Raw genomic sequence first — 25,709 nt, forward strand, 5'->3', positions numbered from 1 at the left:
TTTTTTTGTGATGTTTTAATGCAAAAAGCCACTTATCTTCACACATTGGATAGACTTTGCTGCCTTTCATCGCACTTATAGGAATAGCACTCATTCTTTTTTTGTGATGTTTTAATGCAAAAAGCCACTTATCTTCACACATTGGATAGACTTTGCTGCCTTTCATCGCACTTATAGGAATAGCACTCATTCCTTTTTTTGTGATGTTTTAATGCAAAAAGCCACTTATCTTCACGCATTGGATAGACTTTGCTGCTTTTCATCGCACTTATAGGAATAGCACTCATTCCTTTTTTTGTGATGTTCTGATACAAAAAGGACAGTTATCTTCACATGTTTTTTTAAATCTTTTTTAATGTCTTTTAAAACTATTGAAGAGTATTAAATAAAATAAACGGTGTACTGTCTAAAAATCGGCTTTTTAATATTAAAAATTACTTTTTGTGTTAAAAAAATATAAAAACATTTGAGGTGATATTGGTGGAAACAATTAAAAGAGGACAGATAAGAATTGTTAATTTTGGTCCATATATTGGTTCTGAGCAAGGCGGTTACAGACCAGCATTAGTTATTCAAAATAATTTGGGAAATATTTATTCTACAACAACAATAGTAGTTCCTATTAGTTCCAAGAAGTTTAAACTACTCCCTACACATATAAAATTAAACAAACAACATCTTAAGCATAAAAAAGTTGATGGAGTTCTGCTAATGGAACAAATCCGTGTAGTCGATAAAAAAAGAATCTATCAAATGGTTGATGAAATTACTGATAACTTATATTCACATATACATACAGCTCTTTGTATTGCTACAGGGTATTAGTAAATATAAAAAAAGTGCTGTTTTTTCAGCACTTTCTTTTACCTATATAGCCTCTAAAATAGTTTCGTCAGACATTATAATTTTTACTGCCTCTTCTTTTGTTAATATACCTTTATAGTAATCGTAAGGTACATCAAAGACCTCTTTATCAATAACCTTTTCCATTAGACTTTGTAAATCAATATCTTCTAAAAAATGCAACCCAATTCCTAATTTTTCAGCAGCATCTGTATATTTATATTGAAATACAATTTTATCAAGAAACGCTTCTATAATATCTTCAGTTATAATTATTTTCTGTTTCATTTTATCCCTCCTATATATTTATTACAATTATACCATTTTCTGTAACTATTCTACTATAATTTTTTAAAAAAACCGGTTGTTTTGTTATTGGATATAATAAGCTATTGAATAATATAGTTTTATGTAAATTAGTTTTGTTCTAACCATTAAGATGTTAGAAAAAAATAGAGACAGGATAAATAGCTTTAATAAATCAAACTATTAATAAAGTTGCTTTAAGATATTAAGAAGTATTATTAAAAATACAGTGATAAATAAAGACTTATAAAAAAATAGGTGATAGTGAGAATACGTTTTTTAGAAAATATAGGTATGATAGAGAACGATAAAATTAAAAATTAAAGGGTAATGAGAGAACATAAAAATTATAAATACACAAAAGGCAAATGATAGTTTTTGTTAGCAAGTATGTATAACATTAAGAAAATAAGCTATTCAAAAGATTAGTGATTTTACAAAAATAAAGGCGAAAATATGAATTATCAAAACCGGATTGGAATAACAAAGGAACAATTTAAAAAGTTTAGCATAATTCAAAAAAACACCAATTTACTTGGGGTACACAATCCCGCAAACTTCAATACTGCTTGGGAATATATTGAAAGTAGTTTGGGTTCCAAAAGAAAACTGTTTTCATGTTCATTACAGAGCCACTGATGTTTTCGAAAAAAATGGTATCACTACGAGTTAAACGGTGATTGGTGATAAAACAGTATAAAAAATCTCTCCGATAATTTCGGAGGGAATTTTTATTTTTTATTTAACTCTTCACTAGAGGGGGGATTACAATGGGAAATTTCAAACAAAAAACCATAATTGTGAATGATGGGATTGTTGTAACCATTCATTTTGACGAAAAATACCAACTGGTTCCGAGTGAAATAGTACTGGAAACCATTATTTCAGAGCTAAACGAATATAAATACTATTTAAAAGTTTTTGATGAATTAGATACCAAAAATAAGCCAAAATAACCTCATTTTTTTGAAAAATGCTCCTGAAACTACACTATTTAAGGGCTAAAGAGTAAAAAACAAAAAAACACCCCATTTTTGAGCGTAAAAAAGTGGTTCAAGCTGCACAAAGCAAAAAGAACCACCAGGGCTTACTGTCTTTTGTTTACTAGCCACCCTCTTCGAACTCGGAAAAAACCTTTACTGTCGGCTTTTTCGTATATATCCAAAAATCTTTCCTGTTCATTTTGCGCTTTTTACCTTGTTCATTGCGAATCCGAATTTGATTTTTTTCGGCTTGTTTAATCGCAAACGTAGCAAGGTCTCTTTTTTGCTTGAGAACTGGACCATAAGAAGGTAATCCGTTCACCATTTTAAAAGTATTTTGCAACAAAACAGGATTTCTTCTTTTGGCTGTATTGTGAATGACCGCCTTTAAACCTTGATATGTATCACTAGATAGCTTCACATTCACCTTCCCATTGCCTGAAATTTGCAGCACAAAAGTTGTCAGTTCCCCCACTTTCAAAAAGAGTGGCTCCTGACGGATATCATAAAATTTATCATCATAAACGTCTGGAACAGTACCTTCGGTATGAAAAATGAAAGCGTACTGTTCCCAACGGATGTAGACGAAATTAGCTAGACCTTTCGCCTTCCGCCTATGACGTTTGAATTTATCTATATTTGTCTCATATTTGCTCATTAACTTTTCATCGATTTTAAGCCATTTGTCTTGCTTTTGAACTGGAAGTTCCGTGCAATGCCAATAATAATACCCCTTTCCTAATAGATTATTTGTAATGTATTGAAGCAATCCTTTCCAGGATTCAACCAAATATTGTTGAGCCATAATACCACCTCCCAGTGGAATAAAACAGCACCAAGGTCCGCCAAGACCAAATAAATCTTCGCCAAAAGATTTATTCCCAAATCATCGTTCTGCATAACCCATCTGTTTTCAGCCGTCCTTTTGCAAGAGTACCACCTCTTACGGAACTATCACTGCCACTGCCTTGCAGCATTGATAAAAGCCTAATCACGTCATCTCCCACCGCCAGCTCCACCTGGTACGGTTTCCCACTTTAGTCACACACTTCATTCAATAAGTCAGGTCGGCTCGTCAATATATCTAATAGGGGCAGAGTATGGAAGCTCCCCCTTACTCACGCAAAGCGCTTTCGGTTGATATATTGAGTCGACGCCAGTTCGGCATCCTCTCTTATTGAATTTACTCGGTTGGTCCCTACTAAAACGCAGGGTTCCTTTAGCTGCCAGCATGTTGGCAGACCTTTACGGGTTGAGCTATTCGTATTTGTATCCCCTTTCGGAGACCAAGCTTTTACTTGGCGGAACTCAAAAGAGTTCGCTTCCTCCCCCGCCGAGCCAAACGTTGAGCCATTACTGGACCTCCCCGCTGGGTGGATTTTCACCACTTCGTAATGTAACGAACAGAATTTCACATAGCTGAAATTCCATTATTTCAGTGTCGCCCATCGTCCAAGAACCGTTAGGTTCCAGTGGGTAGAAGCGCTTTTACACGCAGCCCCCGTTGTAGCTACACAAGCAACTCTCATTGCATGTAGCTTCAGGTCTCTCCGATTTCATCACGGCTGGTAGCCGCGAATCCCAACGAAGATAGCTCGCTCCGTCAAGCTATGCTCAACGTGCTCACCTGCATTTACGATTGATTTGGTTTTGTATTTCGATATTTTTATAGTTGCAGTTGGCGCTGCAACTTGGCATTTTTACACGAAAAGAAATATGGTTGGCAGCCATATTTTTTCAGTATCTGAAAGAAATAGGCTGGCGACCTATCCCTTTTAATTCCTCGGCGGAAATTCCGCTGAGAAGTTCAAAAGATGAAGGTCAAGACCGACTCAAACGCCGTCGGGCTCCATACTCCTTAATAGAGGTTGCGTTTCGGAATCGAAACGCATAATTTACTCCAGTTCTTAAAAACCTTAGCATAAAATAATAATAATAGTTAAAATAAGATAAAATAAATAATCCTGTTTTACTTATATAGGTTTTTACAACTAATTCATTTGGATATGCTGAAAACCAGTCAAGGAGGGCTTTTAAATGAAAAAATTGTCTAATCTATCTGCCGGAGAAATCGCAAAAAAATTATATGAAGAACAAAAAAAGAAAAACGAGAATGTAATTAAAAAAGCAGAAGCGATATTAAATAAAGACAAGAAATGTTTAAAGGAATAAATTATTAAAAAGAATAATACAACTGATTAAAGAGAGGGGGTAAAACATGGCTAATAAGAAATCAGAAACAATGCTAAAAGACGTTGAAAATGGAAGGAAATTGTAAACATAGCTATTAAGGGATTTTTTTATGCTTCGATTTGAGTCGCCACTTCCCAAGGTTATACGAGAAAGTTACTTCAATAATATAGTTAAAAAAGCCTGAATATATTCAGGCTTCTACTTAAGTGCTACACTATTATGTTGATTAAACATTGTTCTTACATAACGTGTATATTCTTCTACTCCCTTGCTATCAATTCTAAAAAATAGGTCTGGGTGTATTAAAAATGTTGATTTTCTATTTGTATTTAAAACCATGACTGCACCTGCTTTTTCTAAAATTTTAAAATATTGGGTAATGGTATTACGGTTACCATTTTTGTTTCCAATAATAGAACAAAGACGGGTCTTAGTTAAGTGCCTTAAGGAACCTGAGTTTCTTTCTAATGCATCAATAATTGATTCTCCGTCTAATGTTATACATTCATTGGGATTTTCAACTAAGTAAAATGTCTGGTAATGAAAATATGGTATTAAAGCATTGAGTAACCCGATAGAATTAAGTATGCTTTGGTTTTTACTATTTTTTTGAATCTCTTCTATATTACTAATTACTTCTGCTAACTTTTTCTGAAAGACCTTTACAAACTTATCACTAGATGATTTCTTTCCTTTTTCATAAAATTCACTATTTATAAGAAATACTGTTCTACGTTTATCAATTGGGTCTTTATCTTTAATTACTAATCCTATATCAACTAATTTGTTTATTTTCACTTTAGCGTTATCTTTATGCATTCCCCATATCTTTGCAATCTCATTTATATTTAATGGTACATCCCCCTTTTTCAATGGCTTTTGACCAAAATCTAAATAAGTTAATAATTGCATAAAATAGCGCCTATCTTTGACGGTAATATCAGTTTCTTCTAGCCTTTTTAAGGGCTCACTTTTAGCCATTAAAAATTCTCCCCTTATATCTTTAATTCGTATGCCTTTTTTTCTTTGAAACTTTCTTTTTATCATTTCTTTCTTTTCTTTATCTATTAGTTCAAACTTTTTTGTTTGCGCTAAAAAATATTCCTCAATTTCTCCTGTTTCCTCATTAGGTATTCTAATTATTCTTGGACTGCTTAACAATCTTGTTTCCCCCTTTATATAAATCTCTAAAATTAAAAATCAAACTAAAATTCCTTACTAGAGTAATTTGTTGTTATATTTCATGTTTATAATGAAATACTTTTTTTCCTAAAAAAATCCGTAAAAAATTCAATAAAATATAAAAGGGAAACCCAAAGTGGTTTCCCTTTTCTTCATAGAACAATATATTTAAAAAAATATTAAAATTTATTTTGTGTAGAAAATTGAGGTGTTAAAGGTATTTATAAAATTTGTATGTCCCTCAAAAAAATAGATATCTTTACTAGCTTTGTTTTTAAAAGTCTTTCACTATTGGAAAAAAATAGGTTAATAGTTATAATGGAATTATGTACCTTCACCCCGGGACATTCCAGGGGGTGAAGGAGATACTAACCACACTTCGCAAAAGAATCAGTAGCATCATTAACACCAAGAAGTTGTTAGGCTTAACCATATTAGAGTGGGGAGCGCTAACGACAATCATAAGCAATATATTTAACTGGATACTTAATCTGCTCCAGTATTTAATGTAACATCAGCAACATCGTAGATAATTGAGAAGGAAGGAGAGGCATAGCCTGACTAGCTACCTGCCTAGTACATTGCCAAAAAACATTTCCGTTCCGCGTGGTGAAGTCCATCCTTCTCCTTATTTACACTCATTCTTTCCGATTAAAACATATTTATTCAAGATACAAAAAAAAAGACCCATAACGTGGTAGTGACTAGTTACCACTAGGGTCTTTTTCTTCTGCCAGGAGAATACTTTGTCGCCCACACTTCGCGTTGCACACGACTTCCTCCCAATTTTCGAACTTTTGCTGATTTTAAAAAAGTAAAATCTGCTCCATACTTAGATTATATCTAAAATTAAATAAAATGCAAATACATGCCACTAAAATAAACTATACGCAACTAATTTTATTTATAATAGGATTCCGGTACATTTCTGGAACTAATTCGTAAATATGAATTTCTTAGTGAGATATTCCCCTTTAATTTAATGGTAAATTATCTCTCTGCACAAGATAATAAGTAAATTGCATTATTATAACAAAGATGCTGTTGACGTATTAAGGGAAATAAATAAAAATAAAAATAAACACATCATAAAAGGTATTGAAAAGATTAAAAACAACTTCCTGGATTACTCAAATAATGAAAATGTCTATTCATATATCTAATATTATTTTTATCAAAGTGATAGAAAGGTGAAAAACAATGACGAAAACAACATTCATCGCACTACTACCTTCAAAAATACAGCAGGAAATCTATGAAGAATTAAAACGAGTAGGATTAAGCCAAGAGGACATACAAAATGCTATGGATAGTAGGCTTTCTGACCTAGAAGACACGATTAATATAACTAAGTATCTTCAATAGTTAGTAAAAGACTATTTTTAAAGAAGGAGTATGATAATCAAGTTGGTCACCTATACCAAGGTGCGTTAGTTCAATAACTCCAAATCTAAAGATGAGCCAAAATATACGTTATTTTATTTATTAAAATGTATATTTTGGTTCTTTATTTTTCTCCTTAACCTTATAAAAACAGAACAATGATTAACAGAACCTGCAATTCACTATGAAATGTGGATGATAATTTATAATTTCCAGTAAAGTGTGTCGGTGATAGTTATATTTGTAGGGTGGACCCGTTTAAAACATCTCAAATAAAAAAACGTTTAGCTTTTATTTGCTAAACGTTTTAAGGAACTTTATAAATCTACCTCCAAGATTCTACATGACGATATAGTGTTGGTGGTAAGCCTACTAACTTAACATCTAGCTTTAAAGAGTTTTCCACTTTTGAACTAGCATTATGTATACGGGCTGAAATAGTCCAGCCCTCATCACAGACAATCAAAATTGTATTGGTTTTACCTGTTTTAAAACTTATATCATAAAATCTAGTAGGTAATTTTAATTGCGGCATCCGAAGTTGGGGGGTCAACCCTTGAGACCTTTGATTTAGTGTGCCATATAGATTAAACCCTTGAATCTCTGTGGTTCTATTTTTGGTATAAGCAATTGCCTTATAAAAATCATTTCTTCCCAGCAAATAACTAAGCAACCTTTTTGGAATTTCACCAGGATAAATATTATCCAATCTTTTTAGTTCTTTAACAAAAGCATTAAGAATTGGAACATAGTACTTTTCATCTTTATCAGGAATATCTCTCCAATAAACACCTTTTACTTTAAGTTCACTTATTTCATCAAAAATTGGGGTTATTTCTTTAAAATATTCATTTGTTGACTGAAATCCGAACCATGATTTTCCAACATCAATATGAGGGGACAACCTTGAGTGTTTTAAAGCAGTATGATTATTCTTACATGATATTCCTATCTCCCAGTTATCATCATTTCGAATCGCAAGGACATCTCGAACATCTCCAGCTTGACCTGCAGCATCTTGTTGGATACTTAAAATTAATGGATTTACTCCCAAGTGAAGTTTTGGTTCTAGCTTTAGGATGACTTCATTCCCAGCATCAGCAGCCAATATCATCCTCTCTTTTTCTTTTTCCTCAAACGATAAGTAAGCTTCTCTAGCAGTCTTCATTGGTTTTGATTCAATAATATGAACTTCCGTTTCCATATTTAATTTTTTTGCTAGTGACTTTAGAAAAGCATATTCAAGAGCTTTTCCATTTAGCGTTTGAGTTGCCATTAAACCACTACTTTCTTTTTTTTTCTTTCTAAAGCCTTGTTTAATGTATTAAATAATTCAGTACCAATAATTTTTGCTAACTTTGGAGGAACTGCATTACCAATTTGTTTATATTTACTTGTTAAATTCCCTTCAAAATCAATATACTTCGGAAAAGACTGTATTGCAGCAGCTTCTTGCCAACTAAATCTTCTTGTAGAACCTTCTCCAAATTTCCATAAATCTTTTTCTAGTTTTATCATATCTGGTGAACTTGGATGTAATGTTACTTGTTTTGCCATCGCTGGAATTGTATAACTTACTTCATCCCAATCACGTTTCCTATTTCGACTCATATATCTTGATGAATAAGGAGCATGGCAAATATCCTCTGGTTTTGGTTCTGGTAAATCTGATAGTATATCTTTAATACTTTTGCGTCCAGTAGGTTTAGGAAACTCAAAACCTATATCAATATCTTCTCTTATTCCAATCATAATAACACGATACCTGTCTTGAGGTACCTCGTAATCAGCCGCATTTAATAGTTGATAATACAGTCTATAACCTTTGGAACTAAAATCATTTTTTATCGCTTCCATGATTTCACCATTTCCTAGAGTCAATAAACCTTTTACATTTTCTCCTATAAATGCAAGAGGCTGTTTAGCCTCTATTACTCTTGATAATTCCTTATAAAGTGTGTTTCTTTCATCAAGCACCTTACGGGGACCAGCCGCTGAAAAGCCTTGGCAAGGGAATCCACCTGTTATAATGTCTGCATCTGGAATGTCCCGTTCATGTATATCTTTTATATTACCGCATACAACTTCAGCATCGGACCACTTTGAAAAAGTAGCACAAGCATCTTTATCTATATCATTTGCATATATTGTTTCAAAACCATTTGATAATTCTAATCCTATATCCAAGCCACCTGCACCGGCAAATAAGGAAGCAACTTTAAATTTTCTCATGTTTTCACCTCATGTGGTTACTGATTTAATTATACTTTTTATTGAAACTACTTCCAATAGATTTAAAAGAATTTCTTTTAATAGAAAGTATACTGTCATTATTGGATTTTCACAAAGAATGAGCATAGAAACTTCATGATGCTTGCAATTAAGTCCTACGGTTTTTTTAACTTCAATCCAACGGTTTTATAATTTCAACCGTTGGACTGGACTATATCGATTATGTTGTATTTTCACATCAGACTTAGACATTTGGATGTATTTCCTGACCATTTGCATATCAGAGTGTCCTAATATCTTCTGTAAGGAGAACGGGTCACCTCCCCCTAATACATATGATTTTGCAAAATAGTGCCTAAAGGAATGCGGTGAAACACGAACTCCTTTAATTCCTGCCTTATGTTTATAAGTAACCAATCTTTTTCTAAAGCTTTTTGATTGAAATGGCGTACCATATACACTTAAAAACACATGCTTTTCTCCAAAAAAAATCTCATTTTCCTTTATAAGTTGATATAAAAGCTTATTAGTTTGGCTAGAAAGAGGAATAACACGACCAATTCGATTCTTCACCTTACTTCCCGGTAAATAAATCAACATATTATTAAAATCATGCATATCAACTGTTAATGATGATACTTCAACAGACCTCATTCCTGTATCCACCATAAGCATAATTGCTACAAAATCCCTAAACCCTGTATATGAACTTTTATCAATAACTTTTATTAGCTTTGTGACTTCTTCATCAGTTAAGATTTTTAATGTATCTTTATCAGTTTTCACTATTTTAATTTTTTGCGAGATATTTTCTGGTAAAAAACCCTCTTCATGTGCGAATTTTAAAAAACACTTTAATGTTCTAATTCGAACATTTCTTGTAACCGGAGAAAGTCCTTTATCTTCCATGAATTGAATATAATTCCTTACAGTTATTACATCCAATTCGTAACAAGTCATGATTTCAGAATTAACATCTGACAGCCACTTCAAAAAATAACCGAAATGAAGGAGATGGTCTGAAATGGTTCTTTCCCTTAATCCTTCTACTTTTTTACTTGTAATAAAAAGATTATGGACTTCTTTTAGACTGTAACTCTCTTTCTTTAAATTTGACCTTTTTACTACTTGTTTTTTTCCTTTAAATTGATTTGTACGCATAAAAAAACCTCCCAAAAATGTATTTAGAAGGCTTTAATGATTTAGCACCTACGGTCTTTTGTATTGTTTCGCACGGTCTATATCAAAAAAAAGTAAGACCGTTGGAAATACTAAATGACCAAGAATGCTTTTATATCAAGGAAGTGGCCCCGAGAGGATTCGAACCTCCGACGCATGGTTTAGGAAACCAACGCTCTATCCCCTGAGCTACGGGGCCAAAAATTTAGCAATCCTAATTATACAAAATATAAAAGAAGTTGAAAAGAGAAATATCCTTTTTCACTTTACCTTAGTGTAGACTTTTCCACTCTACGGATTAGTTTGTTCAAATAGTTTTCCTAATTCTACTGATCTTGCTTTCGCATTTTTAATGCATTCTATTAAGGCCTCTTGGTATTTATACTTCTCTAATGTTTCTATTCCAGCTTGTGTTGTACCTCCTGGACTTGTAATTTTTTTTCTTAATGCAGATGGAGTCTCCTGTGTCGTTTTTAACATTTCCGCTGCACCAACTAATGTCTGGACAATTAATTCCTTTGATATTTCCTTTTGTAAGCCCGCTTGTTGTGCTGCATCTTCCATCGCTTCAACTAAGTAATAAATATAAGCAGGCCCACTTCCTGAAAGTCCAGTAACTGCGTGTAAATCCTCTTCCTCTACAACTGTTGTTGTTCCAATGGTTTGAAATAGAGAGATAGCGTTTTCTAAGTGTTCCTTCCTTGCATGCTTACCCTTAGCAACTGCTGTAGCAGAATGTCCTATTGCTGCAGACGTATTAGGCATAGCACGAATAACAGGAACCTCTACTCCCAACTGTTCTTCAATAAACTCTGTTGAAATACCAGCAAGTACGGAAACAATTAGTTGCTCTTTTTTGACAAATGGTCGTATAGAATGAAGTGCTTCTTGGGCATCCTTCGGTTTAACAGAAAGAATAACAATGTCCGCTTCCTTCATCACTTCTTTTTTATCATTCATACAAGGGACATGATAAATAATATTCAATCTATCCAGCCGTTCCTGGTTATCTTTGTTCGTGATATAGACTTGGTGTGGCTTTATTACACCTTTATTAAGTATTCCAGTAATAATAGCCTCTGCCATTGAACCCGCTCCAATAAAGGCGATTTTATTCACCATTTTCATACCTCCCATTGTAATACTCGTTGAAAAATTAATGTGATAAAAACATAAAAACCCACTTCTGTCCTCATATAAAGGACGGAAATGGGTTGATTCCGCGGTACCACCTTAATTGACATCATAGTATGTATGATGTCCTCTCTATGCCCAATAACGTTTGGGTAAAACGATCAAGCTTTCGTCTTGATAGCTCCCAGGTAGGTTCAATAATCTCCTTGGTGATGGAAACTTTCAGCCTATGGATTCCAATCTCTTTCACCTGAACAATTATTTACTCGCCTGTTCATAGCTTTATTTTTTTCATTTTCTGTATTATGAAGGCTAAATAAATTCCTGTCAACATATATTCAGAAAATTTAATAAATTAATTAAACCCTTCCTATTTATTTCATATTACGTTAACTCGCCTATTATGATAAAATAAAACTTGTCAATTTTTGAAACGTTTTGTTGTAAATCGTCTTTTTTTCTTATTGATAAAGGGGGAGAAATATGGGGAAAATTCCTTTCATAGCAGTAGAAGGACCCATTGGTGTTGGCAAAACCTCACTTGCTAATAAAATTAATAATCACTTCAATTTTCATCTACTGAAAGAAATTGTTGAAGAAAATCCATTTCTTGGCAAATTTTATGACAATATTGAAGAGTGGAGTTTTCAAACAGAAATGTTTTTTCTTTGCAATCGTTACAAGCAATTAGAAGATATCGAAAAAAAATACCTGATGGAACAAATACCAGTTGTATCGGATTATCATATTTCAAAAAATATGATATTTGCAAAAATGACATTGAATAATGAACAATTTCAAAAATATGAAGAAATTTATAAAATTTTAACCATCGATATGCCGAAACCTAATATCATGATCTACTTAAATGCTAGCTTAGACACTCTTTTATCCCGAATTGAACAACGTGGACGTGAAGTAGAGCATAATATACAAGCTTCTTATTTGCAGCAATTATCCTATGAGTATGAAATCTTTATGAAACAGTTTGAACAAGAGCACCCAGAAATTCCGATTATACGCTTAAATGGGGACAACCTAGACTATGTCAAAAGCCAAGAAGACTTGAACTATGTTCTAACTCAAGTAGAGAAATCATTAAAAGAAGGGAAGGTAGCATTATGAGTGTAAAAAGTAGATACGGGGTTCCAAATGATGCTGTCATAACAATTGCTGGAACAGTTGGAGTTGGTAAATCAACGATGACAAAGACCATTGCAAAAGCACTTAATTTCCGGACTTCATTTGAAAAAGTAGACTCAAATCCATACTTAGATAAATTTTATGCTAATTTTGAGAGATGGAGTTTTCATTTACAAATATATTTTCTATCCGAGAGATTTAAGGAACAAAAAAGAATATTTGAATACGGTGGTGGATTTGTACAAGATCGATCCATATATGAGGATACAGGTATATTTGCAAAGATGCACTACGAAAAAGGGACAATGTCTGGTGTAGATTATGAAACATATAAAAGCCTATTCGATGCAATGGTTATGACACCTTATTTCCCACACCCAGATCTTCTCATCTATTTAGAAGGTTCTTTTGAGGATATTGTTGATCGCATTAAACTACGTGGTCGTCCAATGGAGCAACAAACTCCTATTGAATATTGGAAGGAAATGCATGACCGTTATCAAAATTGGATTAATAACTTTAATTCTTGCCCAGTAATGCGTATAAACATTGCTGACTACGATATTGTAAATGATGCAGGATCTATTGAGCCAATCTTAGATAGAATTAGTTATTTTATACAACAATCAAGACAACTGACAGGAAAGTTTTCTCCAGAAAAAGTTAAACTATAAAGTAGAGTATAAAGGGGAGGGATCTATTGAAAAAGGTCCCTCCTCTTTATTCCTTTTAACCAGTTGTTATTTTTGAAAACCATTTGGGAAATAGCCTAAACCACATAAGGATGAATACAAAAATAGTAGGAATGATTGATAGAAGGAAATATGGTTCATAAGGGAGATGATTTTTCAGCCAGAGGTAGAGGGCACTACCGTCCCCAAATAACATAAATGCTAAAGGGAAAGTTAACCAAAATGTAAAAAAAGCTAGTATTCCTGAAAAAATAACAAACAAAAGAATTCCACCTGTGATTTTGAAGACTTTCACTATCTGTTTACCTCGCATTCTTTTTTACTAAGTATTCGATAGCTAAATAAAGAATCCTTTTTGAAATACGAAAGTAGTGATAGGTAAAATGGGATTTTTAGAGCATAAAAAAAATCGTTACTTATGTAACGATTTCATTCCGTTATATTCTCCAATTTATACGCAAAATCATTATGGCGGAGGAGGAGGGATTCGAACCCCCGCGGGCTTTGACACCCCTGTCGGTTTTCAAGACCGATCCCTTCAGCCGGACTTGGGTACTCCTCCGTAATGACACTTAAAGAATATATCATATTTATATCTTCTATTCAAGTAAAATAGAGAAGTTTAATTTTTCTTACTTTTTTGAAATAGACCCTAACTGAAATCCTTCAAAAACTGCCCCGCCATAAACATCTAACCATTCTTCTGTAATTGCTATTAACTGTTCTTTTTTTCCTTCTAAATAATAGCTGTCTAAAGCATGAGCTAAGTTCCTTGCAACTAATGGATCAAACGTATTTAGGGCTCGATATATCCACTTCCCTGTACCTATCCACTGTTTATTCATACGAAGAATAAACTCATGTAACATTTCAGCTAGTTTGGCGGCAATAAAGATTCCTTCCTTACGACTCATTGTACCTTTAAAATCATCTAAAACATCTGTCAACATATAACGTTTATATAGAAGTTCATCTTCTGTCCACATTATTGGCCCTTGTTTTAACCTGCTTGTTAATTCTTCTTGTAGTTGTTTAGCAGATCCATCATCCTTTAAAATAATCCCCTCACTAACCATTCTTAACAAGCTTGGCCTTGCTCTCTTACAATCACTTTCGATAAAGTCATAAAGAGTCGTCCTATTATGAACAAAGCACTCAATAGGGTAAGTTTCATAATAAAAAGATTCGCGGAAAGATACTGTATAGCTATCATCAATTAGGACGATGTCTAAATCAGATGTTTCTGTATTTTCACCTCGCACAAAACTACCCGCGAGTATTCCTATGTCACAGCTAGAATACTTATCCCTTAAAAGACTTAAAGCAATCTGTTTGACATGATCCAACATACCAGTATCCCTCCGCTTCTTACTTAACCAATTATTTCTTTATTACCCATGTATGGACGTAGTACTTCTGGAATTTTAATTGTTCCATCCTCTTGTTGATAATTTTCAATAATTGCAGCAACTGTTCTACCAATAGCAAGACCAGAACCATTTAATGTATGCACGAATTCTGGTTTTCCGTTCGGCTCACGACGGAAACGGATTTTAGCCCGGCGTGCTTGGAAATCTTCAAAATTAGAACAAGAAGAAATCTCACGGTATGTGTTAGAACTTGGAATCCAGACTTCTATATCGTACTTCTTTGCTGCCGTAAAACCTAAATCTCCTGTACACATGCTCATGACACGATATGGTAAATCCAGTAGCTGTAATACTTTTTCTGCATGTCCTGTCAGTTGTTCTAAAACTTCATAAGAATCTTCTGGCTTAACTAGTTGAACTAATTCGATTTTATTAAATTGGTGCTGACGAATTAGCCCTCTCGTATCACGACCGGCAGATCCTGCTTCAGAACGGAAACATGCACTATATGCTGCAAACTTTTTCGGTAAGTCCTCACCTGTTAATATTTCATCACGGTAGAAATTAGTCACAGGTACTTCAGCTGTTGGAATCAAATAATAATCCCAGCCTTCTATCTTAAACAAATCTTCTTCAAATTTAGGTAATTGACCTGTACCAGTTAAACTATCTCTATTAACAATATATGGTGGAATTGCTTCTTCATACCCATGTTCATCTACTTGTAAATCCATCATAAAGTTCATTAAAGCACGTTCTAATCTCGCACCTAAACCTTTATAAAATACGAATCGGCTTCCTGTAATTTTAGAAGCGCGTTCAAAGTCTACCATCCCTAAATTAGTCGCTAAATCCCAATGTGGCTTCGCTTCAAAATTAAATGTGGGAATCTTACCCCATGTACGAGCTTCTATATTATCATCTTCACTTTCTCCAACAGGGACGCTCTCATGTGGAATATTAGGAACGGATAAGAGCAAAGTTTGTAGTTTATCTTCTAACTCCTTTAATTCATTATCTAATTCCTTTATTCGATCCCCTACCTCACGCATTTCCTTAATCATATGATCTGCATCTTGCTTTTCTTTTTTCAGAACAGAAATTTGCTTAGATACGTCATTTCGCTTTGCTTTTAATTCTTCGCTTTCTGTAATGAGTTCTCTACGACGTGTATCCCACTCCTCAAATTTATCTAAATCAGATAAATCTTCACCACGAAATTTCAGCTTTTCTTTTACTTCTGTAAAATTTTCGCGTAAATATTTCATATCTAACATTGTCATTCCTCCATTGTTTTATTTACTCAAATTAGAAAAACTTTGCTTGTCGCCAAGTCCTTATGGCGAAAGCCTTAGTTTTTCTTATACTTTAATCCTTTAACAAAGTTATGCTTTCTTAAAGTATAAACAAAAAACTCCCGTCCCTTATAAAAAAGGGACGAGAGTTATATTAATTCCCGCGATACCACCCTAATTGAAGACCTATAAAGTCTTCCAACTTAGTTACATTAACGGCGCTTACCGGATATACCTACTAATTATTTCAGCATATCAGCTCAAGGATGGATTCACAACAATCTTACATCGGTTTACAGCAGCCACCGACTCTCTAGAGAAAGAAATATTGTTACTAGTTCCCTTCATAGCTCTTTTGTTTTTACAATTTTTAGTTGTTTTATAATATACTCTTTTTATTAGGAGGATGCAAGTTCTTTCTTTGCATCTTTTACCATTTTAACAAAATGTTCCGTTAAACGGTGATCATCTGTTAGTTCTGGATGAAAAGCACTTGTTAAATAATGGTCTTGTTGTGCTGCTACAATTTTATCCTTGTAGCTAGCCAAAATTTCTACTCCATTCCCAACTTCAAGAATGTATGGAGCTCTTATAAAGACGGCATTAAATTCTTCACCTATTCCGTTAAGATGAATATCCGCTTCAAAACTATCACGTTGACGACCAAAAGCATTTCTCGCTACTTTTATATCCATTAATTGTAGATGAGCATGATCTTGTCCATCAATTTCTTTTGCAAGTAAAATTAAACCTGCACATGTACCAAAAATAGGCTTTCCTGATTGACCAAAAGCTTTTAATGGTTCTAAGAAATCATACCTGTCGATTAGTCTTCTCATCGTCGTACTTTCTCCACCAGGTAAGATTAAACCATCAATATCTTCTAATTGTTCTACTCGTTTTACAATTACTGCTTCTGCTCCACTTGTCTCTACTGAAAAAGCATGTTCACGAACTGCACCTTGTAGAGCTAATATACCAATTTTAGTCATAGCTGAATTTCTCCCTTATTACATTTCTTTAGGGTTAGAAAATGTGATAAATATTATCTACTACGATCTTGCATACGGTCAGCAGGTGTTAATGTAGACATTTCAATACCTTTCATCGCTGTACCAAGATTTTTAGATAACTCACCAATTAATTTATAGTCCTCATAATGTGTAGTTGCTTCCACAATAGCACGAGCAAACTTTTGCGGGTTATCTGATTTAAAGATACCAGATCCTACAAATACACCGTCAGCACCTAACTGCATCATTAGCGCAGCATCAGAAGGAGTAGCAATTCCACCTGCAGCAAAGTTAACTACCGGAAGACGACCTTCATTTTTAATTTGTAATAGTAATTCATATGGTGCACCATTTTCTTTTGCAAATACCATTAATTCATCTAAAGAAAGACCAACAATTTGGCGGATTTGAGATTGCACTTGTCGCATATGACGAACTGCTTCAACAATGTTACCTGTACCAGGTTCTCCTTTAGTACGTAACATAGAAGCACCTTCTCCAATACGTCGAACAGCTTCTCCAAGATCACGGCAACCACAAACAAAAGGAACTGTGAAATCACGCTTATTGATATGGTAAATATCGTCTGCTGGTGTTAAAACTTCACTTTCATCAATGTAGTCTACACCCATCGCTTCTAATACTCTTGCTTCTACAATATGACCAATACGAGCCTTTGCCATTACTGGAATGGATACTGCATTCATTACTTCTTCTGTTATTGTAGGGTCAGCCATACGTGCTACTCCACCTGCAGCACGAATATCAGAAGGAACACGTTCAAGTGCCATTACTGCTACTGCACCTGCTTCTTCTGCAATTTTAGCTTGTTCTGCATTGACAACGTCCATGATGACGCCACCTTTTTGCATTTCAGCCATTCCTCTTTTTACACGATCCGTACCTGTTTTTGACATGATGAATAACCTCCTATATTTTACAGTGAATACAACGACTATTATTGTCTATTAGTATTTTACCGTAAAAAGTATTAAATTCCCACTATTCCAGTGTGTTTTAAAAAATTCCTTTTATCCCATCAACAATACTTGAGAATAAATCGGTGAAAAAATCACCAATTGCTCTAAACGTCAGAACAAACCAATTAGCTTTTTCTACACTATCTTGTGTAACAAGTTCTGCACTTAATTGTTGGTCTAAACCATCGGTAATAAATCCAAAATCTTCTTCACCATTATAAACAACTTGCATTGTCCCAACAACTTCACCTTTTTCAACTTTTGCTGTTAACTCACCATCTTTTGTTAACTTTGATTCATCTAGTTGATAAATAGCCGTATAAGGATTCTCTTCACCTGTTTTTACAACGGCACGAATAGGTTCATTTGTAGCAATTTCCACTGCATCTTCTTTACCTTTCACAACAGATAAAGTAGACTCTTCCTCTAATTGATAGTTAGCCGGGAAGATTTCCTTCAGTTCAAAATTACTAAAACCATAATCGAGTAGCTTTCTCGTTTCATTAAAACGAGCTTCCTTGCTATCTGTTTGCATAACTACTGTAATTAAGCGTTGTCCATTACGTTCGGCTGTTCCAGTAAAGCAGTAACCAGCCATATCTGTCCAACCAGTTTTTAAACCATCCATTCCCTCATAGCCAAACTGTTCTAAATGACCTGGCATACCAGGAAGCATCCAGTTCAAATTCGTAAGCATTTGATCATCTAATTGATATTCTTTTATTGTTGAATATTCTAATGCATGGGGATAGTCTTTTATTAAATTATATGCTAATAAAGCCAATGACTTAGCAGATAGGTAGTTATCCGCTTCTGGATCAGTTCCTTCAGGAGAACGGTCTCCTAAGTCACGATTAGAAAGGCCTGTAGAGTTTACAAACTGTGCATCAGGCAATCCCATTTCTTGTGCTTTTTCGTTCATCTTTTTAACAAAATTTCCTTCTGTACCCGCTACCAATTCTGCTAATGCTACAGTTGTAGCGTTATCAGAATATATTGCCATAGCTATATACAATTGTTCTACCGTGTAGTCTTTATTTTGAATTAGTCCTATACCAGAAAACTCATTGCTAGATGATAACCAATATGGATATTCACCTATTTGTGTTGTTGTGTCCCAGCTAATTTGTCCATTAGCAATAGCCTCTAGAACCAAGTACTCTGTCATCATTTTCGTCATGCTGGCAGGAGGTAAAGCTAAATCAGCTTCTTTTTCATACAGTATTTTTCCTGTTTCAGCATCAACAACAATAGCCGATTTAGCTTCTATGTCAGATGGTGCTGCATGAATTGAAATAGGGTTTGGAATGAAAGAAACAGTAGTTATTAAAAATGCTAACATAACTACCATAATGGATTGAATGTACTTTCTCATAGTTTTTTAACCTCCACCATTTAGTTGTTACTTAGCAATTTTATCACAGGCCTCAAAAAAAAAATAGACAGTCAAAAGTCACTGTCTATAATTCCCATTTCCCATAAAAAAATGTTGAAAATTAATTATACAGAATAATTTGGTGCTTCTTTCGTAATTTGAACATCATGTGGATGGCTTTCGCGTAACCCGGCATTTGTAATGCGAATAAATTGAGCTTCTTCCCTTAAAAACTCTAAATCCTTCGCTCCACAATAACCCATTCCCGAACGCAGTCCTCCAACTAATTGATGTATTGTATCAGATAATGGTCCTTTATAAGGAACACGCCCTTCAATTCCTTCAGGTACAAGTTTATTAGTTTCCGATTCACTTTGGAAATAACGATCTTTTGAACCTGATTTCATTGCACCAACAGAACCCATGCCGCGGTATACTTTAAATCGACGACCTTGATAAATTTCCGTTTCTCCCGGACTTTCTGTAACCCCAGCAAAAATACTTCCTAGCATAACAACATGTGCTCCTGCTGCTAAAGCTTTTACAATATCTCCAGAATATTTAATACCACCGTCTGCAATAATAGGTATGTTATGTTTCTTAGCTTCAATAGCACAATCATATACTGCAGTAATTTGTGGAACACCAACACCTGCAACAACTCTTGTCGTACAAATAGAACCAGGGCCAATTCCAACTTTTATAATATTTGCACCAGCTTCAATCAAGTCCTTTGTCGCTTCAGGAGTAGCTACATTACCTGCAATAATATCTAACTCAGGATATTTATTTCGAATTGCTGTTACTTGATCCAAAACTCCCTTAGAATGACCATGTGCTGTATCAACAACTACCACATCAACCCCGACTTCTACTAGTTTTTCTATTCGTAACATCGTATCCGTCGTAATTCCAACCGCAGCACCAACTAATAATCTTCCTTGTTTATCTTTAGCTGAATTTGGAAATTCAATTACCTTTTCAATATCCTTAATCGTAATTAAACCTTTTAAGACGTTATTTTCATCTACTAGAGGTAACTTTTCTATTTTATATTGCTGCAATATATGACCTGCTTCTTCAACTGTTGTTCCTACTGGAGCAGTAACTAATTCTTCACTTGTCATTACAGTGGAAATTTCAATCGAATAATCTTGTATGAAACGAAGATCTCGATTTGTTAATATGCCAACTAATTTTTGTTCTTCTGCGTTATTCACAATCGGCACACCAGAAATTCTATATTTACCCATTAAATGTTCTGCATCATAAACTTGATGTTCAGGTGTCAAGAAAAAGGGGTTTGTTATTACTCCATTCTCAGAACGTTTTACCCGATCAACTTGTTCAGCTTGTTCTTCAATAGACATATTTTTATGTATAATGCCTAAACCACCTTGTCTTGCCATTGATATTGCCATCTCTGCCTCAGTTACCGTGTCCATACCAGCACTTATTAACGGAATATTTAATTTTAGCTTAGGAGATAATTCTGTTTTTACTTGTACTTCTCTCGGTAGCACTTCTGATTTAGCTGGGATTAATAGTACATCATCAAAGGTAAGTCCTTCTTTACTAAATTTATCAGTCCGCATGATAAACCTCCTCTATATTTATGATTTAAACGTTAAATGGACATACTAGAAAAAGAAACGATTTAAATATTTTTAATAACATTACGATATATCCAATACTTTTTCAAGGATTTTTAATTGTAAGGGGTTTCATATGGTACAACAACAAATGAATGCATTTTTTGATCAACTTAAATCTATACCTTATGTTCAAATGTATTTAAAAAATTGCTATAAAAAACAAGAAATAGAAGATGCAGATAGACTCAGTTTTGAAAACGCAGAACGATTTATCTATTATTTGGAACATGCTGAAACGTATTTCCAACAATCAAAGCAAGCTCCAATTAGTATCAAACCAGTTCTGTTATTTTATGGTTTGACCCAACTTATTAAAACCTGTCTCATTGCATGTCGACCTCAATACCCAGAGAACACACGATTGTTAGCTCATGGAGTATCTGCCAGAAAAAGAAAAAAACAAAACTACAGTTTCTTGCAGGATGAAGTAAAAATTCAACAATATGGCCTATTTCCATACTTTTCAAACCACTTGTTTTCTATCAATCAATTTCCAACTGATAAATTTTCGATGGATGTATTGCTAAAAAAAATTCCAGAAATGGATGAATTAAATCTTTTTCAAAATAAGGAGACAACGCATGAAGAAATATTTAGTAACGAGATTCAAAAAGAATTAAGAATTCCTTTAACCTTTTTAAATGATTGGCATATGACAGAAAACAGATTTATTGAAAAAATTAAATTGTATCTCCCTGAAATAGAAGACGTAAAAAATACGGATAATCATTTAGTTTTATCTTTAGAAAAAAACATCCTACCATTTGAAAATAGCCTTTTTTCATTTCATATATATAAAGAAAAATGGTTTTTATCCAAAAAGCGTAAAACTGTTTTCCCTTTTCATGAAGTAATGACACATTACTTGCTTTTATATAATTTAAGTATGATATGTAGATATGAAACAGAGTGGTGGGGGGATTTATTGCATACATATGGGAGTAATGACTATTCCTATATTAAACGTTTTGTAGATATAGCAGAGACTAAAACACCTATTATGCTAGGTTACTTTTTACTTAACATGCAAAGAAAATAGATAAAAAAAAAGGATTGATAAATTAGTCAATCCTTTTTAATCAGTTTAAAACTTCATCAATATAAATACTTTTATGATCTATTAAGGAAATCATATTGTTATTATGATCCAAACGGATAATAGGACGTGTTGGAAATTTTTGATCTATAAATACTATTTCACCAGTAGTTTGATCGGATAATCGTACTTTTGTCCCGTTCGATAGGTTAGTCAAGCTACGAACCAAAATGGTAACAATCTCTATATCTAATTTTCCAAACTGTTGATGCAGCATTTCTTCTAGTACTTTAAATGGCGATTGTTTGGATTTGTAAAAACGTTCAGATGTCATCGCATGAAAAATATCACTTATGGCTAGAATGCGGGCATATTGATGTATTTTATTTAGCTGTAACCCAAACGGATAACCACTTCCATCCAAACGTTCATGATGCTGTAATATAGCAATTTTCGCATCATATTTAATCATAGAAATATTCTCAACTAAACGATAAGAATAGATAGGGTGCTTTTTTACTTGCTCAAACTCTTCAAGCGTTAAACTTGCCTTTTTATCTAATAAGGAGTCATCTAATAGAGCCATTCCACTATCACTCAAATAAGCTGCAAGAGCAATTTGGATTCTTTCTCCTTCAGGAAAACGAAGTTTCTTTGCTAAAAATGCTGAAATTAACGCTTTTGCTACAGAATGATGATGTGTATATTCCTCTTTTTCCACAAAATGATGAAGAGAGAAAACAATATTCTCCATTTCATCAGCTTTCTTTAATAAAGGGAGAAGATGCTTTCTTACCTCTAGTATATCCACTGGATTTCTAGCTTGCCAATTTTGAAATAACTGTTTTGTTTCTTTGACACTATGTAAATAAAGCTCTAAAAAAGATTTGCTATGTACTCCAACAACTGTTTTCTGTATTTCATCCTCTTCTTTTTGCTCTGGTTTAAATTCTTTTCCACTAATTAATGTTGTGGCTACTTCAACTTCTTCAACCATAAAGTGGTTTAAAATTTCAATGTGTAGGGGCGTGATAACAGTATCTTTTGGAATGATTGGATTCATTGTCTTACCCATTACGTCACGTGTTATGATACAACCTTGCTTTAACTGACTTGGGTGAAAGCCCAAAATGTTCCCCTCCCTTAAACATAACCAATAATTCAATTTAAATGATAAAGGTAAAAATAGAGACACAACCTTCGTTGTGTCTCTAGGAAGTTTGTTTATTCTTGCGTCTCTTCTACAGAATCAGCTAATTCTTCAATTGTTTCTTCTTCTTTTTCTATTCGAGCAACAGTTGCTACTTCTTCTCCCTCAGCAAGACGAATTAAGGTAACACCTTGTGTATTACGTCCTGTCTCAGAAATACCCTCTACTGGCATACGAATTAATACACCACTAGCGGTGATAATAATTAAATCCTCATGACCTGTAACAGCCTTAACTGCTACAACATGACCATTTCTATCTGTTAGATTACAAGTAATAATCCCTTTACCACCTCTGTTAGTCATTCGGTAGTCTTTAGCATCGGTACGTTTACCAAAACCTCTACTTGTAACCGTTAATACTTGAAGATCATCTTCTAAAATTTCCATGGAAACAACTTGATCTTCTTCATCCCGTAAGGTAATACCTTTCACACCTGAAGCTGTTCTACCCATAGCTCTTACATCTTTTTCATCAAAGCGTATTAAATAGCCTTGTTTTGTTCCAATCATAATTTGCTTATTTCCATCTGTAAGGCGTACAGAAATAAGTTCATCATCTTCTCTTAGATTAATAGCACGTAATCCACCACGTCTTATATTTGCATATTGAGACAACGTAGTACGTTTCGATATTCCTTGCTTAGTCGTAAAGAATAAATACCAATCATCAACAAATTCATGTACAGCAATAACAGCATTTATCCATTCACCTTTTTCAACTTCTAGGACGTTAACAATTGGAATACCTTTTGCTGTCCTACTATACTCAGGAATTTCATATCCTTTAATTTTGTATACTTTTCCTTTATTAGAGAAAAATAGAATGGTGTCATGTGTAGAAGTTGATAATAAATGTTCAACAAAGTCATCTTCATTTGTACCCATTCCCTGTACACCACGTCCGCCACGACGTTGAGCTCTATAAGTAGAAGCTGGAAGACGTTTAATATATCCCTTATGAGTTAGTGTAATAACAATTGTCTCTTCAGGAATTAAATCCTCGTCTTCAATGAAGTCAGATTGCCCTACGACAATTTCTGTTCTTCTTTCATCATTGTACTTTTCTTTTATTTCCGTTAGTTCTTCACGAATAATTTCAAGAACCTTTTCCTCATCAGCTAATATTGCTTTCAATTCAGCAATTAACTTCACTAATTCTTGATATTCATCTTCAATTTTTTCACGTTCCAAGCCTGTTAATCGTTGTAGACGCATATCTAAAATAGCTTGGGCTTGCTTATCACTTAAATCAAACTTACTCATTAAGCCATCTCTAGCTATATCCGTTGTCTTTGAAGCACGAATTAGAGCTATAACCTCATCTAGATGATCAAGAGCAATTCTTAAACCTTCTAAAATATGAGCTCTTGCTTCTGCTTTTTTTAGTTCATAAGCTGTTCTACGTTTAATAACAACCTTTTGATGATCCAAATAGTGAACAAGTGCTTCCTTTAAATTTAAAACTTTTGGTTGTCCATCTACTAAAGCAAGCATATTAATACCAAAAGAGGTTTGTAGAGCTGTTTGTTTATACAAATTATTTAATAAAACGTTAGGATTTACATCCCTACGAAGTTCAATGACGATTCGCATTCCTTCACGGTCTGACTCATCTCGTAGATCTGTAATTCCTTCTATTTTTTTGTCACGTACTAGTTCTGCAATTTTTTCAATCAATTTTGCTTTATTTACTTGATAAGGTAACTCTGTAACGATAATTACCGGTTTACCATTATCTTTTTCAAAGATTTCAGCTTTTGCTCGAATAGTAATCGAACCTTTTCCTGTTTCAAACGCTTTTCTTATTCCACTTCTACCTAGAATTTGACCAGCTGTAGGAAAATCTGGGCCATAGATATATTCTTCCATTAACTCGGTTATCGTTATATCAGGATCTTGACTAACAGCTAATACGGCATCAATTACCTCACCTAATTGATGTGGTGGGATATTGGTTGCCATACCTACTGCTATTCCTGATGCACCGTTAACTAAAAGATTAGGAAAACGAGCAGGTAATACTACTGGTTCTCTCTCAGAACCATCATAGTTATCCGCATAATCTATCGTATCTTTATTAATATCACGTAATATTTCCATTGCTATTTTAGACATACGTGCTTCGGTGTAACGCATTGCCGCAGCAGCATCACCATCTACGGATCCAAAGTTACCATGTCCATCAACTAGTACTTTACGATAGTTAAAGTCTTGTGCCATTCTAACCATTGCGTCATAAACGGCAGAGTCACCATGAGGGTGGTACTTACCTATAACTTCACCAACGATACGAGCAGATTTTTTATATGATTTGTCTGCATGCATCCCCAAATCATGCATCGCATACAATATTCTACGATGTACTGGTTTTAATCCATCTCGAACATCTGGAAGAGCACGTGCAACAATTACACTCATAGCATAGTCAAGAAAAGATGTTCGCATCTCTTGGCTAATATTTATTTCTTGAACCTGTGGACGTTGTTGATCCACCATTGGATTA

Annotated in this window: 24 protein-coding genes, 2 tRNA genes and 2 other annotated features; of the genes, 7 read left to right on the top strand and 19 right to left on the bottom strand. The window is 34.0% G+C overall.

The window, feature by feature from the left end:
• Positions 1–190 (bottom strand): hypothetical protein (locus HNQ94_RS19475; RefSeq protein ID WP_221452584.1); only part of this gene is annotated, 190 nt, incomplete at its 3' end.
• A gap of 290 nt (positions 191–480) precedes the next feature.
• Here HNQ94_RS19475 and HNQ94_RS14165 point away from each other — a divergent pair.
• Positions 481–825, top strand: coding sequence for a type II toxin-antitoxin system PemK/MazF family toxin (locus HNQ94_RS14165; RefSeq protein ID WP_174497116.1), 345 nt, complete (start codon positions 481–483; stop codon positions 823–825).
• Positions 826–867: 42 nt separating this feature from the next.
• Here the strand turns inward: HNQ94_RS14165 and HNQ94_RS14170 are convergent, their stop codons facing one another.
• Positions 868–1,131 carry a hypothetical protein gene (locus HNQ94_RS14170; RefSeq protein ID WP_174497115.1) on the bottom strand — a complete coding sequence of 88 codons (264 nt, stop codon included), beginning with the start codon at positions 1,129–1,131 and terminating at the stop codon, positions 868–870.
• Between the two features lie 788 nt (positions 1,132–1,919).
• On the opposite strand from HNQ94_RS14170, the gene HNQ94_RS14175 reads away from it, so the two are divergent.
• Entirely contained in the window at positions 1,920–2,105 is a 186-nt protein-coding gene (locus HNQ94_RS14175; protein WP_174497114.1) for a hypothetical protein, read from the top strand.
• A gap of 148 nt (positions 2,106–2,253) precedes the next feature.
• On the opposite strand, the gene HNQ94_RS14180 is transcribed toward HNQ94_RS14175, so the two are convergent.
• Together HNQ94_RS14180 and HNQ94_RS19655 are read right to left on the bottom strand one after the other, a co-directional pair.
• Complete coding sequence (locus HNQ94_RS14180) at positions 2,254–2,937, bottom strand: hypothetical protein (protein WP_174497113.1); 684 nt, start codon at positions 2,935–2,937, stop codon at positions 2,254–2,256.
• Positions 2,938–3,007: 70 nt separating this feature from the next.
• The gene (locus HNQ94_RS19655; RefSeq protein ID WP_260400948.1) at positions 3,008–3,139 is read right to left on the bottom strand and encodes a hypothetical protein; all 132 of its coding nucleotides are present in this window, start codon (positions 3,137–3,139) and stop codon (positions 3,008–3,010) included.
• A 1,030-nt stretch (positions 3,140–4,169) separates the two neighbouring features.
• Between HNQ94_RS19655 and HNQ94_RS19660 the strand changes: the two genes are divergently transcribed.
• Positions 4,170–4,304: a hypothetical protein gene (locus HNQ94_RS19660; protein WP_260400949.1), complete on the top strand. Its 135-nt coding sequence runs from the start codon at positions 4,170–4,172 to the stop codon at positions 4,302–4,304.
• A 219-nt stretch (positions 4,305–4,523) separates the two neighbouring features.
• Here HNQ94_RS19660 and HNQ94_RS14185 read toward each other — a convergent pair whose 3' ends face one another.
• The gene (locus tag HNQ94_RS14185; protein WP_174497112.1) at positions 4,524–5,486 is read right to left on the bottom strand and encodes a MarR family transcriptional regulator; all 963 of its coding nucleotides are present in this window, start codon (positions 5,484–5,486) and stop codon (positions 4,524–4,526) included.
• Positions 5,487–6,707: 1,221 nt separating this feature from the next.
• On the opposite strand from HNQ94_RS14185, the gene HNQ94_RS14190 reads away from it, so the two are divergent.
• Positions 6,708–6,872, top strand: coding sequence for a hypothetical protein (locus HNQ94_RS14190; protein WP_174497111.1), 165 nt, complete (start codon positions 6,708–6,710; stop codon positions 6,870–6,872).
• A 343-nt stretch (positions 6,873–7,215) separates the two neighbouring features.
• Here the strand turns inward: HNQ94_RS14190 and HNQ94_RS14195 are convergent, their stop codons facing one another.
• The 5 genes from HNQ94_RS14195 to proI all read right to left on the bottom strand — a co-directional run bounded on the left by HNQ94_RS14195 (position 7,216) and on the right by proI (position 11,429).
• Entirely contained in the window at positions 7,216–8,166 is a 951-nt protein-coding gene (locus HNQ94_RS14195) for a HaeIII family restriction endonuclease (RefSeq protein ID WP_174497110.1), read from the bottom strand.
• On the bottom strand, positions 8,166–9,122 hold the full coding sequence (locus HNQ94_RS14200; protein ID WP_174497109.1) for a DNA cytosine methyltransferase: 957 nt from the start codon (positions 9,120–9,122) through the stop codon (positions 8,166–8,168). The genes HNQ94_RS14195 and HNQ94_RS14200 overlap by 1 nt, the downstream gene beginning before the upstream one ends.
• 186 nt (positions 9,123–9,308) lie before the next feature.
• The gene (locus HNQ94_RS14205) at positions 9,309–10,283 is read right to left on the bottom strand and encodes a tyrosine-type recombinase/integrase (RefSeq protein WP_174497108.1); all 975 of its coding nucleotides are present in this window, start codon (positions 10,281–10,283) and stop codon (positions 9,309–9,311) included.
• A gap of 144 nt (positions 10,284–10,427) precedes the next feature.
• Positions 10,428–10,500, bottom strand: a tRNA-Arg gene (locus HNQ94_RS14210).
• Between the two features lie 92 nt (positions 10,501–10,592).
• Positions 10,593–11,429, bottom strand: a complete 837-nt coding sequence (proI, locus tag HNQ94_RS14215) for a pyrroline-5-carboxylate reductase ProI (protein WP_174497107.1) — start codon at positions 11,427–11,429, stop codon at positions 10,593–10,595.
• A 68-nt stretch (positions 11,430–11,497) separates the two neighbouring features.
• Positions 11,498–11,722: a binding site (T-box leader), on the bottom strand.
• A gap of 196 nt (positions 11,723–11,918) precedes the next feature.
• On the opposite strand from proI, the gene HNQ94_RS14220 reads away from it, so the two are divergent.
• Positions 11,919–12,560 (top strand): deoxynucleoside kinase, encoded by a 642-nt coding sequence (locus HNQ94_RS14220; RefSeq protein ID WP_174497106.1) that lies wholly within the window; start codon positions 11,919–11,921, stop codon positions 12,558–12,560.
• Positions 12,557–13,252, top strand: a complete 696-nt coding sequence (locus HNQ94_RS14225) for a deoxynucleoside kinase (protein ID WP_174497105.1) — start codon at positions 12,557–12,559, stop codon at positions 13,250–13,252. The genes HNQ94_RS14220 and HNQ94_RS14225 overlap by 4 nt, the downstream gene beginning before the upstream one ends.
• A gap of 487 nt (positions 13,253–13,739) precedes the next feature.
• On the opposite strand, the gene HNQ94_RS14230 is transcribed toward HNQ94_RS14225, so the two are convergent.
• The 7 genes from HNQ94_RS14230 to guaB all read right to left on the bottom strand — a co-directional run bounded on the left by HNQ94_RS14230 (position 13,740) and on the right by guaB (position 20,898).
• Positions 13,740–13,832, bottom strand: a tRNA-Ser gene (locus tag HNQ94_RS14230).
• Positions 13,833–13,902: 70 nt separating this feature from the next.
• A complete protein-coding gene (locus tag HNQ94_RS14235) occupies positions 13,903–14,619 on the bottom strand; it encodes a nucleotidyltransferase domain-containing protein (RefSeq protein ID WP_174497104.1) in 717 nt (238 codons plus the stop codon).
• A gap of 23 nt (positions 14,620–14,642) precedes the next feature.
• Complete coding sequence (serS, locus tag HNQ94_RS14240) at positions 14,643–15,917, bottom strand: serine--tRNA ligase (protein ID WP_174497103.1); 1,275 nt, start codon at positions 15,915–15,917, stop codon at positions 14,643–14,645.
• Positions 15,918–16,070: 153 nt separating this feature from the next.
• Positions 16,071–16,292: a binding site (T-box leader), on the bottom strand.
• Between the two features lie 41 nt (positions 16,293–16,333).
• Positions 16,334–16,927, bottom strand: coding sequence for a pyridoxal 5'-phosphate synthase glutaminase subunit PdxT (pdxT, locus tag HNQ94_RS14245; protein WP_174497102.1), 594 nt, complete (start codon positions 16,925–16,927; stop codon positions 16,334–16,336).
• A 53-nt stretch (positions 16,928–16,980) separates the two neighbouring features.
• On the bottom strand, positions 16,981–17,865 hold the full coding sequence (pdxS, locus tag HNQ94_RS14250) for a pyridoxal 5'-phosphate synthase lyase subunit PdxS (RefSeq protein WP_174497101.1): 885 nt from the start codon (positions 17,863–17,865) through the stop codon (positions 16,981–16,983).
• A 100-nt stretch (positions 17,866–17,965) separates the two neighbouring features.
• Complete coding sequence (locus HNQ94_RS14255; protein ID WP_174497100.1) at positions 17,966–19,303, bottom strand: D-alanyl-D-alanine carboxypeptidase family protein; 1,338 nt, start codon at positions 19,301–19,303, stop codon at positions 17,966–17,968.
• A 125-nt stretch (positions 19,304–19,428) separates the two neighbouring features.
• On the bottom strand, positions 19,429–20,898 hold the full coding sequence (gene guaB, locus HNQ94_RS14260; RefSeq protein WP_174497099.1) for an IMP dehydrogenase: 1,470 nt from the start codon (positions 20,896–20,898) through the stop codon (positions 19,429–19,431).
• Positions 20,899–21,031: 133 nt separating this feature from the next.
• Between guaB and HNQ94_RS14265 the strand changes: the two genes are divergently transcribed.
• Positions 21,032–21,997, top strand: a complete 966-nt coding sequence (locus HNQ94_RS14265; protein ID WP_174497098.1) for a YaaC family protein — start codon at positions 21,032–21,034, stop codon at positions 21,995–21,997.
• Positions 21,998–22,037: 40 nt separating this feature from the next.
• Here the strand turns inward: HNQ94_RS14265 and HNQ94_RS14270 are convergent, their stop codons facing one another.
• The gene (locus HNQ94_RS14270) at positions 22,038–23,123 is read right to left on the bottom strand and encodes an HD-GYP domain-containing protein (RefSeq protein ID WP_174497097.1); all 1,086 of its coding nucleotides are present in this window, start codon (positions 23,121–23,123) and stop codon (positions 22,038–22,040) included.
• Positions 23,124–23,218: 95 nt separating this feature from the next.
• Positions 23,219–25,702: a DNA gyrase subunit A gene (gene gyrA, locus HNQ94_RS14275; protein WP_174497096.1), complete on the bottom strand. Its 2,484-nt coding sequence runs from the start codon at positions 25,700–25,702 to the stop codon at positions 23,219–23,221.
• Positions 25,703–25,709 lie beyond the last annotated feature (7 nt).

This window comes from Salirhabdus euzebyi (assembly GCF_014207435.1).
Taxonomy (GTDB): Bacteria; Bacillota; Bacilli; order Bacillales; family Alkalibacillaceae; genus Salirhabdus; species Salirhabdus euzebyi.